Genomic DNA, 17927 nt, shown 5'->3' on the forward strand with positions numbered 1-17927 from the left:
CTCAGAGCTCAGGCCTTGGCGGAGGCCTCGGCGGAGGACTTCGCCGGGAGGTACGGCACGGGCGACGGCAGGTCCAGGTCGGAGGGGAGCAGGGCGCCGAGCCAGCAGTCGCGGGCCGTGCCCTTGTTGAGCAGCCCGGCCCGTTCCACGCCCTCGACGACGAAACCGGCCCGCTCGGCGACCGCCCGCGAGGGCACGTTGCCGACCTCGGCCCGCCACAGCAGGCGGTGGACGCCGAGCGAGGCGAAGGCCCACCGGGCGAGCGCGCCCACGGCCTCCGTGACGTAGCCCCGGCCGCGGTGCTCCTCGGTGGCCCAGAAGCCGACCTCGCGGACGCCCTCCCCGCGCGCGTGCAGGCCGGTGGCGGCGAGCAGCGGGCCGCCCTCAAGCGGCTCGACGGCGAAGGCGTAGTCCGTGTCTGCACGCCAGCCGTCCGGGACGATGCGGGTCACGAAGAGTTCGGCGTCCTCGCGGGTGTACGGCGCGGGGACCTGGGTCCAGCGCTGGATGGCGGGGTTCTGACAGGCCTCGTACACCGCGCCGGCGTCGGCGGGGGTGAAGGGGCGCAGGCGCAGCCTGCCCGTGGTGAGGGTGATGGGCTCCATGACGGAATTCTGGTGACCCGCCGGGCCGGGTGCGAACACTTTTCGCAGCGGGTTTCGCAGTGGGCGGCACCTTCCGGCGGCCTCGTGCGTTGGTCAGGGAGCGAGGTGTCACGGGCGGGAGCGGGCCCCTCGGCACCGGCCCCGCACCCGTCCCGCAGCGCTCCGCCACTGCTCCGGCACTGCGGGCCTCCCTCCGTGAGGGTGGTCTCGCTTACGATGGCCGTTGCGGTGGGGACCACCTGCCGTGCCCGCGCCCGAGTCATGACAAGACCCAGTGCCAGGCCCGACCGGCAAGGAGACCAGCCTCAGTGTCCGTCTTCCACAAGCTCATGCGTGCAGGCGAAGGCAAGATCCTGCGCAAACTGCACCGCATCGCGGACCAGGTCAACTCCATCGAAGAGGACTTCGTCAACCTCTCCGACGCCGACCTGCGGGCGCTCACGGACGAGTACAAGCAGCGCTACCAGGACGGCGAGTCGCTGGACGACCTGCTTCCGGAGGCGTTCGCCACCGTCCGTGAGGCCGCCAAGCGCGTTCTCGGCCAGCGCCACTACGACGTGCAGATCATGGGCGGTGCCGCCCTCCACCTCGGTTACGTCGCCGAGATGAAGACCGGTGAGGGCAAGACCCTCGTCGGTACCCTCCCGGCGTATCTGAACGCGCTGTCCGGCAAGGGCGTCCACCTGATCACGGTGAACGACTACCTGGCCGAGCGCGACTCCGAGATGATGGGCCGCGTCCACCGCTTCCTCGGTCTGAACGTCGGCTGCATCCTCGCGAACATGACCCCGGCGCAGCGCCGCGAGCAGTACGCGTGCGACATCACGTACGGCACGAACAACGAGTTCGGCTTCGACTACCTGCGCGACAACATGGCGTGGTCCCAGGACGAGCTCGTCCAGCGCGGCCACAACTTCGCCTGCGTCGACGAGGTCGACTCGATCCTGGTCGACGAGGCCCGTACGCCGCTGATCATCTCCGGCCCGGCCGACCAGGCCACCAAGTGGTACGGCGACTTCGCCAAGCTGGTCACCCGCCTCGTCAAGGGCGAGCCCGGCAACCCGCTGAAGGGCATCGAGGAGACCGGCGACTACGAGGTCGACGAGAAGAAGCGCACCGTCGGCATCCACGAGTCCGGTGTCGCCAAGGTCGAGGACTGGCTGGGCATCGACAACCTGTACGAGTCGGTGAACACCCCGCTCGTCGGTTACCTGAACAACGCCATCAAGGCCAAGGAACTGTTCAAGAAGGACAAGGACTACGTCGTCATCGACGGCGAGGTCATGATCGTCGACGAGCACACCGGCCGTATCCTCGCCGGCCGCCGCTACAACGAGGGCATGCACCAGGCCATCGAGGCCAAGGAGGGCGTGCCGATCAAGGACGAGAACCAGACGCTCGCCACGATCACCCTCCAGAACTTCTTCCGCCTCTACGACAAGCTCTCCGGCATGACCGGTACGGCCATGACCGAGGCGGCCGAGTTCCACCAGATCTACAAGCTGGGCGTCGTGCCGATCCCGACGAACAAGCCCATGCAGCGCAAGGACCAGCCGGACCTGATCTACCGGACCGAGGTCGCGAAGTTCGCCGCCGTCGTCGACGACATCGCGGAGAAGTACGAGAAGGGCCAGCCGGTCCTCGTCGGTACGACCTCCGTCGAGAAGTCCGAGTACCTGTCGAACCAGCTCAGCAAGCGCGGCGTGCCGCACGAGGTGCTGAACGCCAAGCACCACGAGCGCGAGGCCGTGATCGTCGCGCAGGCGGGCCGCAAGGGCGCCGTCACGGTGGCCACGAACATGGCCGGCCGCGGTACGGACATCAAGCTCGGCGGCAACCCCGACGACCTCGCCGAGGCGGAGCTGCGGCAGGCGGGCCTGGACCCGGTCGAGCACGTCGAGGAGTGGGCGGCGGCGCTGCCGGGCGCGCTCGAGCGGGCCGAGAAGGCCGTGAAGGCGGAGTTCGAGGAGGTCAAGGAGCTGGGCGGGCTGTACGTGCTCGGCACCGAGCGCCACGAGTCGCGCCGTATCGACAACCAGCTGCGCGGTCGTTCCGGCCGTCAGGGCGACCCGGGCGAGTCCCGCTTCTACCTGTCGCTGGGCGACGACCTGATGCGTCTGTTCAAGGCGCAGATGGTCGAGCGGGTCATGGCCATGGCCAACGTCCCGGACGACGTGCCGATCGAGAACAAGATGGTGACGCGCGCGATCGCGTCCGCGCAGGCGCAGGTCGAGTCGCAGAACTTCGAGACGCGCAAGAACGTCCTGAAGTACGACGAGGTGCTCAACCGGCAGCGCGAGGTCATCTACGGCGAGCGCCGCCGCGTCCTGGAGGGCGAGGACCTGCACGAGCAGGTGCAGCACTTCATGGACGACACGATCGACGACTACATCCGCCAGGAGACCGCCGACGGCTTCGCCGAGGAGTGGGACCTGGACCGGCTGTGGAGCGCGTTCAAGCAGCTCTACCCGACGAAGGTCACGGTCGAAGAGCTGGAGGACGCGGCGGGCGACCGTGCGGGCATCACCGCCGAGTTCATCGCGGAGTCCGTGAAGGACGACATCCACGACCAGTACGACGCGCGCGAGAAGCAGCTCGGCTCGGACATCATGCGCGAGCTGGAGCGCCGGGTCGTGCTGTCGGTCCTGGACCGCAAGTGGCGCGAGCACCTCTACGAGATGGACTACCTCCAGGAGGGCATCGGCCTGCGCGCGATGGCGCAGAAGGACCCGCTGGTCGAGTACCAGCGCGAGGGCTTCGACATGTTCTCCGCGATGATGGAGGGCATCAAGGAGGAGTCCGTCGGCTACCTGTTCAACCTGGAGGTCCAGGTCGAGCAGCAGGTCGAGGAGGTCCCGGTGCAGGACGTGGCGCCGTCGCTCGAGAAGCAGGACGCGGTGCCGTCGGGCGCCGGGCGTCCGGAGATCCGGGCGAAGGGCCTGGACGCGCCGCAGCGTCCGGACCGGCTGCACTTCTCGGCGCCGAAGGTCGACGGTGACGGGTCGGTAGTCGAGGGCGACTTCGGCGCGGACGGTGAGCCGCTGGACGCGGGCGACGGGATGACGCGGGCGGAGCGCCGGAAGGCGCAGAAGAGCGCGGGCGGGCGTCGCCGCAAGAAGTAGTGACGTGAGGGGAGGGGCCGGTCGCCGTCAGGTGACCGGCCCCTCCTCGTCTGTTCACGGCTGTCTACGGCAGGCCGTCGAGCTCCACGGCGGCGCAGCGCCAGCGGAGGTCGCGGCCGCGCTCCAGGCGGAAGGCCATGGCCCGGACCCGGTCCCCGGTCGCGATCGTGGCGCAGGCCTCCACGGCCTCCCGGTGCCCCGGCTGCCGCGCGGTGCAGCGCCGCACCACCGGTCGCGGTCCGGCCGCCGACCGCAGGGGCGTCTCGGGGGCGAGCCGCACCAGCTGCTCGTACGCCTCCCCGACGGTGAAGCCGAGCATCCAGTGCACCGGCCGCTCTCCGCTCAGCACCGCGAGCAGCCGCTCCGCGAACATCACATGCGGCGGCACCCGCAGCCCCGGCCCGCTCCCGGCCCGTCCCCGCGGCCGTGTCCCGGCGGGCCCGGCCGGCCTCCGGGTCGCGGTGCGCGGCCGCTGCTGGGGGCGTGGGCGCGGCTGCGGCTGCGTGTCCGTGTCCGTGGTCATGCGGATCCCCGTTCGTCGCATGGAGTCACCGATCGATACCAGTCGGTAACTTTCTGTTGGGGATCTTGTACGGCCTGGGCGAACCGCCGGGCAACCGTGCCGACCGGCCGGGCGGCCACCCGCCGCACTTCACCTATCAGGGTGACGGGCCCGGTACGGCGGGGCCGCCGCCCGGTCCGCGGAGCCCGTCGGGGGCGGCGCGATCACCCGGACAGGTGGACGTGGGACCCCTCGAAGGGGGACGTGCGGCGGGTTCGGCGGCAGAGCCGGAAGGGGACCACCGCCCCCCGAAAGTCCCCTCCGCACGTATCCTGAGGGCGATTTCCGACGATGAAAGCGGCCTGCCATGCGTGTGTACGTACCTCTGACCCTCTCCGGGCTCGCACAGGCGTACAAGGGCGGTGAGCTGGGGCCCGGGCCCGTGGTGGCGTACGCGGTGACGCCGGCGCTGCGGGAGTGGTACGTGTCGGACGACATCGAGGAGCTGGAGTACGCGGCGCTGAGCCGGGCCGCGGCCGCGTCGTTGCGGATGATCGCGGGGGATCCGGGGGTCGCGCGGCGGCGGGTGGTCGTGGCCGTGGACGTGGCCGACAAGGACGCCGTCGTGGATCCGGACCGGGGCCTTGACCCCGGGGCGCTCGGGGAGGTGCGGATCGCGCGGGCCGTGCCGATGGGGAAGGCCGCGGCCGTGCACGCCGACGCCGACGACGCCGAGACGGACGTCGCCGCCGCCGCGGCCGCGCTCGGCGCGGCCGATCAGGGCGACGACGACGCGCAGTTCGTCGTGGACGGCGCCGAGGACCACGAGCTGCTCTGGTACGGCGTACAGGAAATCCCCGGGCTGCTCGGCTGACCAGGGCGGTACCGTGGCTTCCCATGGGGAAGCACGGCGCACACGGCATAGACGGCACGCAGGGCAAGCATCTGGTCTGGGACTGGAACGGCACGCTGCTCGACGACATCGGCGCGGTGATCGGCGCGACCAACGCGGCCTTCGCCGAACTCGGTCTCGAACCGATCACCCTGGAGCGGTACCGCGAGCTCTACACGGTGCCCGTTCCGAAGTTCTACGAGCGGCTCATGGGGCGGCTGCCCACCGACGACGAGTGGACGCTGATGGACGGCGCCTTCCACCGGCACTACTGGGAGCGCGCCGAGGGCTGCGGGCTCACCGCCGGCGCCGCCGAGCTGCTCGCGGCGCGTCAGGCGTCCGGCTTCACCCAGTCGCTGCTCTCGCTCGCGCCGCACGCCGACCTGATCCCGCTCGTACGCCGCCACGGCATCGCCGAGCGCTTCGTACGGATGGACGGGCGAGTCGACAGCTCCACGGACGGCAAGTCCGGGCACATGGTCCGGCACCTCGCCGCCCTGGAGGTGTCGGCCGAGCGGATCGTCGTCATCGGCGACGCCGCGGACGACGCGGTGGCGGCCCTGCACGTGGGCGCCAAGGCGGTCCTCTACACCGGCGGCTCGCACAGCCGCCGCAGCCTGGAGCGGGTCGGCGTGCCCGTCGTCGACTCGCTCACCGAGGCCGTCGCCGTCGCCGACGAGATCGTCTGAGCGTTTACGCCTCGACGCCCGCCTCCCGCAGCACCTTCAGGAACTCCCGCATCCACGCCGGATGGTCCGGCCACGCCCGCGACGACACCAGCTTGCCGTCCACCACCGCCGTCGTGTCCTGGAAGCTCGCGCCCGCCGCCTGCATGTCCAGTTCGAGGGCCGGGTACGCCGTCACGCGCCGGCCCTCCAGGGAGCCGAGGGCGGCGGTCAGCAGCGGGCCGTGGCAGATCTGGGCGACCGGCTTGTCGGCGTCGAAGAAGGACTTCAGGATCTTGCGGAGCTCCGGGTCGTTGCGCAGGTACTCCGGCGCCCGGCCGCCCGGGATCACCACCGCCGCGTAGTCGCCCGGGTCGACCTCGGAGAAGGCCAGGTCGGCGGGCCAGGTGTAGCCGGGCTTCTCGGTGTACGTGTCGTAGCCCGGTTCGAAGTCGTGGACCACGAAGCGGAGCTGCTTGCGGGCGGGGGCCGCGATGTCGACCTCGTACCCCTCTTCGAGCAGCCGCTGGTAGGGGTACATCACCTCCAGCGACTCCGCCGCGTCCCCGGTCACGATCAAGATCTTCGCCATGGCGACTCCCAGGTCTGTCCAGATCTCCGATGTCGGTGTACCCGTCGTACCCGTCGTGTGTGCCCCGTCGAAACATTCGTCGCTGTCCACAGTGTCAAACTTCCCGCCCCTCTTTTGTACACATAAGGCTCATGACGGCCGGGGGGTCAACAGCGATAGGCTTTTCCCGTGATCAGCGCGATACGCCATGGGGGCAGCGCAGCCCCCGGCATCCGCCCGGTTCGCCTCAGCGGCCGGGCCGACGGCGCGTTCGCCGAGATCCCCCGTCCGGTGGCCGAGAAGCGCCCGGACATCTCTCATCGCGGCATAACGTCTCTTACTACGACAGGTACCACCGCGTCGTGGCGTTGTGCCCTTTCTTCCACCGACGTCACGCAACGGCGCGCGACAGGAGTCAGAGGACATGCAGACCAAGCTGGACGAAGCCAAGGCCGAGCTGCTCGATCGGGCCGCCCGGGTAGCTGAGAACAGCCCGGTCGGGGGGCGACTTCCGACAGGGCCCGACGGGAAGCGTCCGGACCACGCGACCGTGCTCGACTACCTCCAGCGCTACTACCTGCACACCGCGCCCGAGGACCTGACCGACCGCGACCCCGTGGACGTGTTCGGCGCCGCGCTCTCGCACTACCGCCTCGCGGAGAACCGTCCGCAGGGCACCGCGAACGTCCGCGTGCACACCCCGACGGTCGAGGAGAACGGCTGGACCTGCAGCCACTCCGTCGTCGAGGTCGTCACCGACGACATGCCCTTCCTCGTCGACTCCGTGACCAACGAGCTGTCCCGTCAGGGCCGCGGCATCCACGTGGTCATCCACCCGCAGGTCCTGGTCCGCCGCGACGTCACCGGCAAGCTCATCGAGGTGCTCGCCAAGGAGCCCGAGACCAAGGCGGGCAAGGCCGGCAAGGCCGCCGCCGAGCGCCCGCACGACGTGCTCGTCGAGTCCTGGATCCACGTCGAGATCGACCGCGAGACCGACAAGGCCGACCTCAAGCAGATCACCAACGACCTGCTGCGCGTCCTGTCCGACGTCCGCGAGGCCGTCGAGGACTGGGAGAAGATGCGCGAGGCCGCGCTGCGCCTCGCCGACGGCCTGCCCGACGAGCCCACCGCCTCCGACCTGCGCCCGACCGAGGTCGAAGAGGCCCGCGAGCTGCTCCGCTGGCTCTCCGAGGACCACTTCACCTTCCTCGGCTACCGCGAGTACGAGCTGGTCAACGGTGACGCCCTGGCCGCCGTGCCCGGCACCGGCCTCGGCATCCTGCGCTCCGACCCGCACCACAGCGGCGACGACAACCACGCCCACCCGGTCTCCCCGTCCTTCAGCCGGCTGCCCGCCGACGCCCGGGCCAAGGCCCGCGAGCACAAGCTGCTGATCCTGACGAAGGCCAACAGCCGCTCGACCGTGCACCGCCCCTCGTACCTCGACTACGTGGGCGTGAAGAAGTTCGACGCCGACGGCAACGTCATCGGCGAGCGCCGCTTCCTCGGCCTGTTCTCCTCGGCCGCGTACACCGAGTCCGTGCGCCGCGTCCCGGTCATCAAGCGCAAGGTCCAGGAGGTCCTGGAGGGCGCCGGCTTCTCGCCGAGCAGCCACGACGGCCGCGACCTGCTCCAGATCCTGGAGACCTACCCGCGCGACGAGCTGTTCCAGACCCCGGTCGACGAACTGCGCTCCATCGTCACCAGCGTCCTGTACCTGCAGGAGCGCCGCCGGCTGCGGCTCTACCTGCGCCAGGACGAGTACGGCCGCTACTACTCGGCCCTCGTCTACCTGCCGCGCGACCGTTACACCACCCGCGTCCGGCTGCGGATCATCGACCTCCTCAAGGAGGAGCTGAACGGCACCAGCGTCGACTTCACGGCCTGGAACACCGAGTCGATCCTCTCCCGGCTGCACTTCGTCATCCGCGTCGAGCCCGGCACCGAGCTGGCCAAGCTCACCGAGGCCGACGTCGACCGCATCGAGTCCCGGCTCGCCGACGCCACCCGCTCCTGGGCCGACGGCTTCGCCGAGGCGCTCAACGCCGAGTGCGGCGAGGAGCGCGCCGCCGAGCTGCTGCGCCGCTACGGCAACGCCTTCCCCGAGGGCTACAAGGCCGACCACTCGCCGCGCGCCGCCGTCGCCGACCTCCAGCACCTGGAGGCCCTCGCCGACAGCGAGAAGGACTTCGCGCTCTCCCTCTACGAGCCGGTCGCGTCCGGCTCCGGCGAGCGCCGTTTCAAGATCTACAAGACCGGCGAGCAGATCTCCCTCTCCGCCGTCCTGCCGGTGCTCAACCGGCTGGGCGTCGAGGTCACCGACGAGCGCCCCTACGAGCTGCGCTGCGCCGACCGCACCCACGCCTGGGTCTACGACTTCGGCCTGCGGATGCCCACGCCCACCGGCAACGGCGACTACCTCGGCGACGACGCCCGCGAGCGCTTCCAGGAGGCCTTCGCCGCCACCTGGACCGGCGAGGCCGAGAACGACGGCTTCAACTCGCTGGTGCTGTCCGCCGGGCTGACCTGGCGCGAGGCGATGGTGCTGCGCGCCTACGCCAAGTACCTGCGGCAGGCCGGTTCGACCTTCAGTCAGGACTACATGGAGGACACCCTCCGCAACAACGTCCACACCACCCGGCTGCTCGTCAACCTCTTCGAGGCGCGGATGGCGCCGGAGCGGCAGCGCGCCGGCACCGAGCTGATCGACGGACTCCTGGAGGAGCTGGACGGCGCCCTGGACCAGGTCGCCTCCCTCGACGAGGACCGCATCCTGCGTTCCTTCCTCACCGTCATCAAGGCCACGCTCCGGACGAACTTCTTCCAGAAGGCGGAGAACGGCCGGCCGCACCCGTACGTGTCGATGAAGTTCGACCCGCAGGCCATCCCCGACCTGCCGGCGCCGCGCCCGGCCTTCGAGATCTGGGTGTACTCGCCGCGCGTCGAGGGCGTCCACCTGCGCTTCGGCAAGGTCGCCCGAGGCGGCCTGCGCTGGTCCGACCGCCGTGAGGACTTCCGTACGGAGATCCTCGGCCTGGTCAAGGCGCAGATGGTGAAGAACACCGTCATCGTGCCGGTCGGCGCCAAGGGCGGCTTCGTCGCCAAGCAGCTCCCGGACCCGTCCGTGGACCGGGACGCGTGGCTGGCCGAGGGCATCGCCTCGTACAAGACCTTCATCTCCGCCCTCCTCGACATCACCGACAACCTGGTGGCCGGCGAGGTTGTGCCCCCGGCGGACGTGGTCCGCCACGACGAGGACGACACCTACCTGGTCGTCGCCGCCGACAAGGGCACCGCGACCTTCTCCGACATCGCCAACGGCGTGGCGCAGGACTACGGCTTCTGGCTGGGCGACGCCTTCGCCTCCGGCGGCTCCGCCGGCTACGACCACAAGGGCATGGGCATCACCGCCCGCGGCGCCTGGGAGTCGGTCAAGCGGCACTTCCGCGAGCTGGGCCACGACACCCAGACCGAGGACTTCACCGTGGTCGGCGTCGGAGACATGTCCGGTGACGTCTTCGGCAACGGCATGCTGCTCTCCGAGCACATCCGCCTCGTCGCGGCCTTCGACCACCGCCACATCTTCATCGACCCGAACCCGGACGCGGCCACCTCGTACGCCGAGCGCCGCCGGCTCTTCGACCTGCCGCGCTCGTCGTGGGCGGACTACAACACGGAGCTGCTGTCCGCGGGCGGCGGCATCCACCCCCGTACCGCCAAGTCCATCCCGGTCAACGCGCAGATGCGGGCCGCCCTCGGCATCGAGGACGGGATCACCAAGCTGACCCCCGCCGAGCTGATGAAGTCGATCCTGCAGTCGCCCGTCGACCTGCTGTGGAACGGCGGCATCGGTACGTACGTGAAGTCGAGCGCCGAGTCGAACGCCGAGGTCGGCGACAAGGCCAACGACGCCATCCGCGTCGACGGCCAGGACGTGCGCGCCAAGGTCATCGGCGAGGGCGGCAACCTCGGCGCGACCCAGCTGGGCCGCATCGAGTTCGCCCGCACCGGCGGCCCGGCCGGCGAGGGCGGCAAGGTCAACACCGACGCCATCGACAACAGCGCCGGCGTGGACACCTCCGACCACGAGGTCAACATCAAGATCCTGCTGAACGGTCTGGTCGCCGAGGGCGACATGACCCTCAAGCAGCGCAACAAGATCCTCGCCGAGATGACGGACGAGGTCGGCGCGCTGGTGCTGCGCAACAACTACGCGCAGAACACCGCCCTGGCCAACGCCATCGCCCAGTCGCCGTCCCTGCTCCACGCCCACCAGCGCTTCATGCGCCGGCTCGGCCGCGACGGGGCGCTCGACCGCTCGCTGGAGTTCCTGCCCAACGACCGGCAGATCCGCGACCTGCTCAACAACGCCAGGGGCCTGTCCCAGCCGGAGCTCGCCGTCCTCCTCGCGTACACCAAGATCACGGTGGCCGACGAGCTGATCGGCACCGATCTGCCGGACGACCCGTACCTGCGCGGGCTGCTGCACGCCTACTTCCCGACGCAGCTGCGCGACACCTTCGCCGAGGCCGTCGACACCCACCCGCTGCGCCGGGAGATCATCACCACGGTCCTGGTCAACGACACCGTCAACACCGGTGGCTCGACCTTCCTGCACCGCCTCCGCGAGGAGACCGGCGCGTCGATCGAGGAGATCGTGCGCGCGCAGACCGCGGCCCGCGCGATCTTCCGCCTGGGCGAGGTCTGGGACGCCGTCGAGGACCTCGACAACAAGGTGGCCGCCGAGTTCCAGACCCGGATGCGCCTGCACTCGCGCCGCCTGGTCGAGCGCGGCACCCGCTGGCTGCTCAACAACCGGCCGCAGCCGCTCCGGATCGGCGAGACCATCGAGTTCTTCGCGGAGCGGGTCGAGCAGGTCTGGGAGAAGCTGCCGCAGCTGCTGCGCGGCTCGGACCTGGAGTGGTACCAGTCGATCCTGGAGGAGCTGACCGGTGTCGGCGTCCCGGATGAGCTGGCGCTGCGCGTGGCCGGGTTCTCCTCCGCCTTCCCGACGCTCGACATCGTCGCGATCGCGGACCGCACCGGCAAGGACCCGCTGGCGGTCGCCGAGGTCTACTACGACCTGGCGGACCGGCTGCGGATCTCCGACCTGATGGACCGGATCATCGAGCTGCCGCGCAACGACCGCTGGCAGTCCATGGCCCGCGCCTCCATCCGCGAGGACCTCTTCGCGGCGCACGCCGGGCTCACCTCCGACGTCCTGTCGGCCGGGAACGGCACCTCCACCCCGGAGCAGCGGTTCAAGGACTGGGAGGACAAGAACGCGGCGATCCTGGGCCGCGCGCGCACGACCCTGGAGGAGATCCAGGGCTCGGACGCGTTCGACCTGGCGAACCTGTCGGTCGCGATGCGGACGATGCGCACCCTGCTCCGTACGCACAGCTAGTCCCGCTTGCGGGAAGGGGCGCCCCCGTCGGTCTTCGTGACCGGCGGGGGCGCCCCCTTTTGCGCGTGTACGGCGTTGCGTACGGCGTGCGTACGGCATGCGTACGGTTACGAGGTCACCGTCGCCGTCCACAGGCGCCGCGCGGCCACCACCGCCGCCGCGAGCAGCAGGGCGTTGCGGGCCGTCATGACGGCGAGGCCCTGCCAGGTGCCGGCGACGACGTCCTCGTACAGGACGGGGTACGCGAGGGCGCTGAGCGCGGCGGCCGGCAGGAGCAGCAGGGCGACCGGGCGCATGACGGTGGCCCGGGAGGTCAGACAGACGGCGGCGAGGCCGAGCAGCCAGATCAGGTACTGGGGGCTGATCACCCGGCTGGTGACGGTGAAGAGCAGCACGGCGGCGAGGGCCGCGTCGAGCGGGGTGGCCGCGGTCCAGCGATGCGCCCGGATGCGCCAGAACACCAGCCAGATGAAGGCGGCCGCGGTCAGGAACAGCGCCAGGTGCCCGACGGTGGAGACGTACGGGCCGACGTACTCGAAGGCGCCGAAGCGGAACTGGACGCCGCCGGGCCACAGGCCGGTGGCCCGGGCGAGGGCCAGGGCGGTGCCGCCGAGGGACTCGATCTGCACGCCCCGGTCGCCCTGCTGGCGCAGGAAGCCGAGGGGCTCGGCGAAGAGCAGGGCGAGGACGGCGAGCAGGGTCAGCGCGGTGACGGCGGCGGCGGTCCAGGCCTCGCGGGTGGTGCGGCCGCGCGGGGTGCCGATCAGCGCGAGCGCGGGCCAGACCTTGACCATCGCGCCGAGTCCGGCGAGGACGCCGCCGATCCGGTGGGCGGCGGCCGGGCGGGCGGTGAGGGCGAGCAGGGCGAGGACGGCGAGGGCGGTGGTCTGCACGTCGTAGCGGGCGAGCGGGATGTGCAGGAGCAGCGGCAGGCCGAGGGTCCAGTACCAGGCGCCGTGGGTGAGCCGGGCGCGGTCGGCGCCGGCGAGCGCGACGGTGACGACGGCGTCGGCGAGCAGCGCGAGGGCGACGAAGGCCTGGAAGTAGCTGAGCCAGGGCAGCGCGCCGGGCGCCATGATGACCAGGCCGGCGCCCGGCGGGTACTGCCAGGTGACGTCGCCGGGCGGGAAGGTGCCGTGCGCGAACTGGCCGTACCAGTACCGGTAGAGGAGGGAGACCTCGCTGCCCACGCCGCCGATGCCGAGGTCGTCGCGGATCAGGAGCAGCAGCATTCCGGCCCGGGTGAGCAGCCAGACGGCGGCGAGGGCGAGCAGCGGGCCGCGCCCGACGGTCACGAAGGTGGCGGAGGTGAAGGTCTCCGACTCGAAGGGCGAGCGGGTGAGGGCGGGCGGCGGCGCGTGCGTGTCGTGCGGGGCTTCGGTGGTGCGGGCCGCGTGGGGGGTGTCCTGCGGGGGCGGGTCGGTCGTCACCCCACCGGACTGTAGTCCGCTATGTCCTCTTTGTTGTGGTCTTGGTGGCCGTTCCGGTGAAGTGTTCGTACGCCGCCACGACCTCGTCCGCCGGTCCGTCCATGCGCAGTTCGCCCGCCTCCAGCCACAGCGCCCGGTCGCAGGTCTCGGTGATGGTGGAGTTCGAGTGGCTGACCAGGAAGACCGTGCCCGCCTCGGCGCGCAGTTCGTCGATCCGCTTCTGGCTGCGGCGGCGGAAGGCCGCGTCGCCGGTGGCCAGGGCCTCGTCGATGAGCAGCACGTCATGGCCGCGGGCGGCGGCGATGGAGAAGCGGAGCCGGGCGCCCATGCCGGAGGAGTAGGTGCGCATCGGCAGCGAGACGAAGTCGCCCTTGTCGTTGATCCCGGAGAAGTCGACGATGTCGGCGTACCGGGCGGTGATCTCCTGGCGGCTCATGCCCATGGCGAGCCCGCCCAGGATCACGTTCCGCTCGCCGGTCAGATCGCCCATCAGGGCGGCGTTGACGCCGAGCAGGGCGGGGCGGCCCTGGGTGTAGATCCGGCCCTCGCTGGTCGGGAGGAGTCCGGCGACCGCCTTCAGGAGGGTCGACTTCCCCGATCCGTTCGAACCGATCAGGCCGATCGCCTCGCCCCGGTACGCGGCGAAGCTCACGCCCTTCACGGCGTGGACGCTCCGGGTGCTCCGGGGGCCGCTGCGCTCGGTGTACGTGATGTGGACGCCGTCGGCGACGACGGTGGGCGTGCGGGGGGCGGGGTTCGCGGACTCGGCGGACTCGGCGCTCTCGGTCTCGGGTCCAGTCTCGGGTCCGGCAGTCTCGGTCTCAGCCACGGCCGTAGGTCTCCTCGGCCTTCCAGAAGTAGACGAAGCCGCCCGCGAAGGCGAGCAGCGCCCAGCCGGCCGCCAGCGCCCACACGTGCGGCGGCAGCTGGTCGGCGGTGAAGCTCTCGACAAGGGCGAAGCGCATCAGGTCGATGTAGACGGCGGCCGGATTGGCCCGGAGCAGCAGCACCACCGCGTGCGGCAGACCGCGGCCCTCGGTGACGTGGGCGATGGACCACATCACGCCGGAGGCGTACATCCAGGTGCGCAGCAGGAACGGCATCAGCTGCGCGATGTCGGGCGTACGGGCCGCTAGCCGGGCCATCGCGAGCGCGAGCCCGGTGCTGAACAGCGCCTGCAGGGCCAGCGCGGGCACCGCGAGCAGCCAGCTCGGGCGCGGGAACTCGCCGAAGCAGAACAGGATCACGACCAGCGCGCCGAGCGAGAAGACCAGCTGCTGGAGCTGCTGCAGCGCGAGCGCGATCGGCAGACTGGCGCGCGGGAAGTGCAGCGCCCGGACCAGACCGAGGTTGCCGCTGACGGCGCGGGTGCCGGTCATGAGCGTTTGCGAGGTGAAGGTCCACACGAAGACGCCGGTGATCAGGAACGGCACATAGTCCGGGATGCCGTGCTGCACGTCCATGAGGACGCCGAAGATCGCGTAGTAGACGGCGGCGTTGAGCAGCGGGGTCATCACCTGCCAGACCTGGCCGAGCCTGGCCTGGCTGTACTGCGCCGTCAGCCTGGCCGTCGCGAAGGCGGTGATGAAGTCCCGCCGGGACCACAGCTGCCGTACGTACGCGGGGAGGGAGGGGCGCGCGCCGCTCACCGTGAGCCCGTGGCGCAGGGCGAGGGCGCGCAGCTCCTCGGAGGTCGGGGGTGCGGGCTTGTGGAGGGTGGGGATGGGGGTGGTCGTCACGGGATCGCCTTCGATGGAACGGGTCCGTATCGTCGCTACGGGGAGGTTAGGACGTCTCGACGTCGGAACGCAACCGTCTCGTCGTCACGCGCATGTCTTGTAACCGCTGGTTAAGATCCTGTGCATGACGCCACCCACCGGACCCTCGGGAACCCCTCGCCGCGCCCCCGCGGGAGCCGCCGTGCTCCGGGAGGACGTCACCGAGGCCATCCGCGCCGCCGTCTTCGAGGAACTGGCCGCGGTCGGCTTCGCCCGGATGTCCATCGAGGGCATCGCCCGCCGCGCCGGGGTCGGCAAGACCGCCGTCTACCGGCGCTGGAAGTCCAAGCTCTCGCTCGTCCTCGACCTGGTCGGCGCCGTCACCGTGCAGGGCCTGCCCGCCCCGGCCACCGGCTCGCTGCACGGCGACGTCCGCGCCCTCCTGGAACTCGCCGCGCACGCCCTGCGCCACCCGGTGGCCTCGCAGGTCATCCCGGACCTCCTCGTCGAGGCCGCCCGGCACCCCGAGATCGCCGACAGCCTGAAGGCCGTCCTGCTCGACCCGCAGCAGGGCGTCGTCGCCCAGGTCGTCCGCGCCGCCGTCGAGCGCGGCGAACTGCCGGCGGACGCCGACCCCGACCGCGCCCTGGACCTCGTGATGGGCCCGCTCTACTGGCGGCTCGTCGTGGTGCGCACCGAGCCGCCGAAGGGCTACCTCGACGACCTGGCGCGCTCGGCGGTGGCCGCGCTCACCACGTAACGCGTGACGGGTAACGCGTGACGGGTGTTCGGGGCGGGCTACTTCACAGCGCCCGCCATCACCCCGTTCACGAACTGCCGCTGGAAGGCGAAGAAGACGAGCAGCGGGATCACCATCGACACGAACGCGCCCGGCGCGAGCACGTCGACGTTGTTCCCGAACTGCCGGACCTGCTGCTGCAGCGCCACCGTGATCGGCGGCGACTGCGCGTCCGCGAAGATCAGCGCCACCAGCATGTCGTTCCACACCCACAGGAACTGGAAGATGCCGAGCGAGGCGACCGCCGGGCCGCCGAGCGGCAGCACCACCCGGGTGAACAGGCGCAGCTCGCCCGCCCCGTCGAGCCGGGCGGCCTCCAGCAGCTCGCGCGGGATCTCCGCGAAGAAGTTCCGCAGCAGGAAGATCGCGAAGGGCAGGCCGAAGGCCGTGTGGAACAGCACCACGCCCAGCGTCGTCTCGAAGATCCCCACCGCGCCGAACAGCTTCGACACCGGTACGAGCGCCACCTGGACCGGCACCACGAGCAGCGCCACCACAAGCAGGAACCACCAGTCCCGGCCCGGGAAGTCCAGCCACGCGAAGGCGTAGCCGGCGAAGGCGCCGATCACGATCACGAGGAGGGTGGCCGGGACGGTGATCAGGACCGTGGAGACGAGGGAGCCCGTGATGGCGTCGTTGGAGAGCAGCTCGCGGTAGTTCTCGGTGGTCAGCTCGGCCGGCGCGGCGAACACCCGCCACCAGCCGCTGGAGGAGATGTCGGAGGGCGAGCGGAGCGAGGAGAGCAGCAGCCCGACCGTCGGCATCAGCCAGAACAGCGCGACCAGGACCAGGAAGACGCGCAGCGCGCCGCCGGCGGCACGGCCGGCGAGCCGCGCCGCGAGCCCGGTGTTCCGGCTGCCGGGGCGGTCAGCGGTCGTGCTGCTCGCGCTGGTCACGCCGCTCGCGCTGCTCATCGGCGGTTCTCCCTTCGCATACGGCGGATGTTCACGGCCATCACCGGCAGCACCAGCAACAGCAGCACCACGGCGATCGCCGAGCCCACCCCGAGGTCCGCGTCCGTCCCGAAGGACGAGCGGTAGAGCTGCAGCGCGAGCACGTTCGCGTCGTCCTGCGCCGAGCCCGGCGCGATGATGAAGACCAGGTCGAAGATCTTGAGGACGTTGATCATCAGGGTCACCAGGACGACGCCCAGGACCGGCGCGAGCAGCGGCACGGTGATCCGCCGGAACACCTGCCACTCGTTCGCCCCGTCGACCCGGGCCGCCTCCAGGACGTCACGCGGCAGCCCGGCGAGCCCGGCGGCGATGAGCACCATCGCGAACCCGGCCCACATCCACACGTAACTGCCGATGATGGCCGGCGTGACGAGGTTCGGGCCCAGCCACGAGACCCCGTTGTACTGCTCGCGGAAGTTGCTCGCGGGCAGGCGCAGGACGGCCCCCTCGGCGGCGGCGTCGAGGGTGAAGCCGCCGTCGGCGGCGGCCGTCGCCCGGGCCACCACGTGGCCGTCCTTCACCGCCTCGATGCGCAGCCCCTTGAGCCCGAGCTCCTTCGGGTCGACGCTGTTCGGCCGCCCGCCGCCGCCCCGGGTGAAGTCCAGCCACGCGACGCCTTCGATCGTGTCCTTGACCCCCGCCGCCGGGGTACGGGCCGGGCGGGCGCCCTCCGGCATCTGCGCCGGGGCCACGCCGACCAGCGGAAGCCGGGCCACCTCGCCCGCGCGGACCGGGGACTTCGTCTCGTACCCGCCGCCGAGAGCCGCCTTCAGCGGGTGCACGGGGAGGGGGCGGGCGCGCGGGAAGACGGAGGCCTCGGCGAAGGTGTCGTGCACCCCGACCCAGACCGCGTTGGCGACCCCACGGTCCGGGTCCTGCTCGTACACGAGGCGGAAGATGATCCCGGCGGCGAGCATCGAGATCGCCATCGGCATGAAGACCACCAGCTTGAACGCCGTGCCCCAGCGCACCCGTTCGGTGAGCACGGCGAAGACCAGGCCGAGGGCCGTCGCCACGGTCGGCGCGAGCACCACCCAGATGAGGTTGTTGCGCAGCGCGGTGCGGATCGCGTCGTCCGTGAACAGCGCGACGTAGTTGTCGAGGCCCGCGAAGGAGTCCCCGGCCCGGTCGAAGAGGGAGCGCTGGACCGAGTACCCGATCGGGTAGACGACGAGCGCGCCGAGGAGGACGAGGGCCGGGAGCAGGAACAGCGCGGCGACGGCGGTGTGACGGGAGCGGGCGGACCGGGGGGCCTTGACC

13 protein-coding genes are annotated in these 17927 nt (G+C 71.1%); 5 read left to right on the top strand and 8 right to left on the bottom strand.

The features are described from left to right. Positions 1–8 precede the first annotated feature (8 nt). Positions 9–605, bottom strand: coding sequence for a GNAT family N-acetyltransferase (locus tag KV205_RS30635; RefSeq protein ID WP_265868034.1), 597 nt, complete (start codon positions 603–605; stop codon positions 9–11). Between the two features lie 308 nt (positions 606–913). Between KV205_RS30635 and secA the strand changes: the two genes are divergently transcribed. Then, positions 914–3727, top strand: a complete 2814-nt coding sequence (secA, locus tag KV205_RS30640; protein ID WP_265868035.1) for a preprotein translocase subunit SecA — start codon at positions 914–916, stop codon at positions 3725–3727. A gap of 64 nt (positions 3728–3791) precedes the next feature. On the opposite strand, the gene KV205_RS30645 is transcribed toward secA, so the two are convergent. Then, positions 3792–4250, bottom strand: coding sequence for an Rv3235 family protein (locus KV205_RS30645; protein WP_374214751.1), 459 nt, complete (start codon positions 4248–4250; stop codon positions 3792–3794). A 346-nt stretch (positions 4251–4596) separates the two neighbouring features. Between KV205_RS30645 and KV205_RS30650 the strand changes: the two genes are divergently transcribed. Both KV205_RS30650 and KV205_RS30655 read left to right on the top strand, forming a co-directional pair. Next, the gene (locus tag KV205_RS30650) at positions 4597–5103 is read left to right on the top strand and encodes a hypothetical protein (protein WP_265868037.1); all 507 of its coding nucleotides are present in this window, start codon (positions 4597–4599) and stop codon (positions 5101–5103) included. A gap of 23 nt (positions 5104–5126) precedes the next feature. After that, the gene (locus KV205_RS30655) at positions 5127–5810 is read left to right on the top strand and encodes an HAD family hydrolase (protein WP_265868038.1); all 684 of its coding nucleotides are present in this window, start codon (positions 5127–5129) and stop codon (positions 5808–5810) included. A 4-nt stretch (positions 5811–5814) separates the two neighbouring features. Here the strand turns inward: KV205_RS30655 and KV205_RS30660 are convergent, their stop codons facing one another. After that, on the bottom strand, positions 5815–6378 hold the full coding sequence (locus tag KV205_RS30660) for a DJ-1/PfpI family protein (RefSeq protein ID WP_265868039.1): 564 nt from the start codon (positions 6376–6378) through the stop codon (positions 5815–5817). Between the two features lie 403 nt (positions 6379–6781). Here KV205_RS30660 and KV205_RS30665 point away from each other — a divergent pair, with 403 nt between their 5' ends. Then, positions 6782–11764 carry an NAD-glutamate dehydrogenase gene (locus KV205_RS30665; protein WP_265868040.1) on the top strand — a complete coding sequence of 1661 codons (4983 nt, stop codon included), beginning with the start codon at positions 6782–6784 and terminating at the stop codon, positions 11762–11764. A 107-nt stretch (positions 11765–11871) separates the two neighbouring features. On the opposite strand, the gene KV205_RS30670 is transcribed toward KV205_RS30665, so the two are convergent. The 3 genes from KV205_RS30670 to KV205_RS30680 all read right to left on the bottom strand — a co-directional run bounded on the left by KV205_RS30670 (position 11872) and on the right by KV205_RS30680 (position 14933). Then, positions 11872–13194, bottom strand: coding sequence for a glycosyltransferase 87 family protein (locus KV205_RS30670; RefSeq protein ID WP_374214752.1), 1323 nt, complete (start codon positions 13192–13194; stop codon positions 11872–11874). Positions 13195–13213: 19 nt separating this feature from the next. Beyond that, positions 13214–13906: an ABC transporter ATP-binding protein gene (locus KV205_RS30675; RefSeq protein WP_265868122.1), complete on the bottom strand. Its 693-nt coding sequence runs from the start codon at positions 13904–13906 to the stop codon at positions 13214–13216. Positions 13907–14015: 109 nt separating this feature from the next. Continuing rightward, on the bottom strand, positions 14016–14933 hold the full coding sequence (locus KV205_RS30680) for an ABC transporter permease (protein ID WP_265868042.1): 918 nt from the start codon (positions 14931–14933) through the stop codon (positions 14016–14018). A gap of 124 nt (positions 14934–15057) precedes the next feature. Between KV205_RS30680 and KV205_RS30685 the strand changes: the two genes are divergently transcribed. Next, positions 15058–15672, top strand: coding sequence for a TetR/AcrR family transcriptional regulator (locus tag KV205_RS30685; protein ID WP_265868043.1), 615 nt, complete (start codon positions 15058–15060; stop codon positions 15670–15672). 38 nt (positions 15673–15710) lie between these two features. Here KV205_RS30685 and KV205_RS30690 read toward each other — a convergent pair whose 3' ends face one another. Next, on the bottom strand, positions 15711–16625 hold the full coding sequence (locus KV205_RS30690; protein ID WP_265868044.1) for a carbohydrate ABC transporter permease: 915 nt from the start codon (positions 16623–16625) through the stop codon (positions 15711–15713). Continuing rightward, positions 16622–17878 carry a carbohydrate ABC transporter permease gene (locus tag KV205_RS30695; protein WP_265868123.1) on the bottom strand — a complete coding sequence of 419 codons (1257 nt, stop codon included), beginning with the start codon at positions 17876–17878 and terminating at the stop codon, positions 16622–16624. The genes KV205_RS30690 and KV205_RS30695 overlap by 4 nt, the downstream gene beginning before the upstream one ends. Between the last annotated feature and the right edge of the window lie 49 nt (positions 17879–17927).

The organism is Streptomyces sp. SKN60, from assembly GCF_026236535.1.
GTDB lineage: Bacteria > Actinomycetota > Actinomycetes > Streptomycetales > Streptomycetaceae > Streptomyces.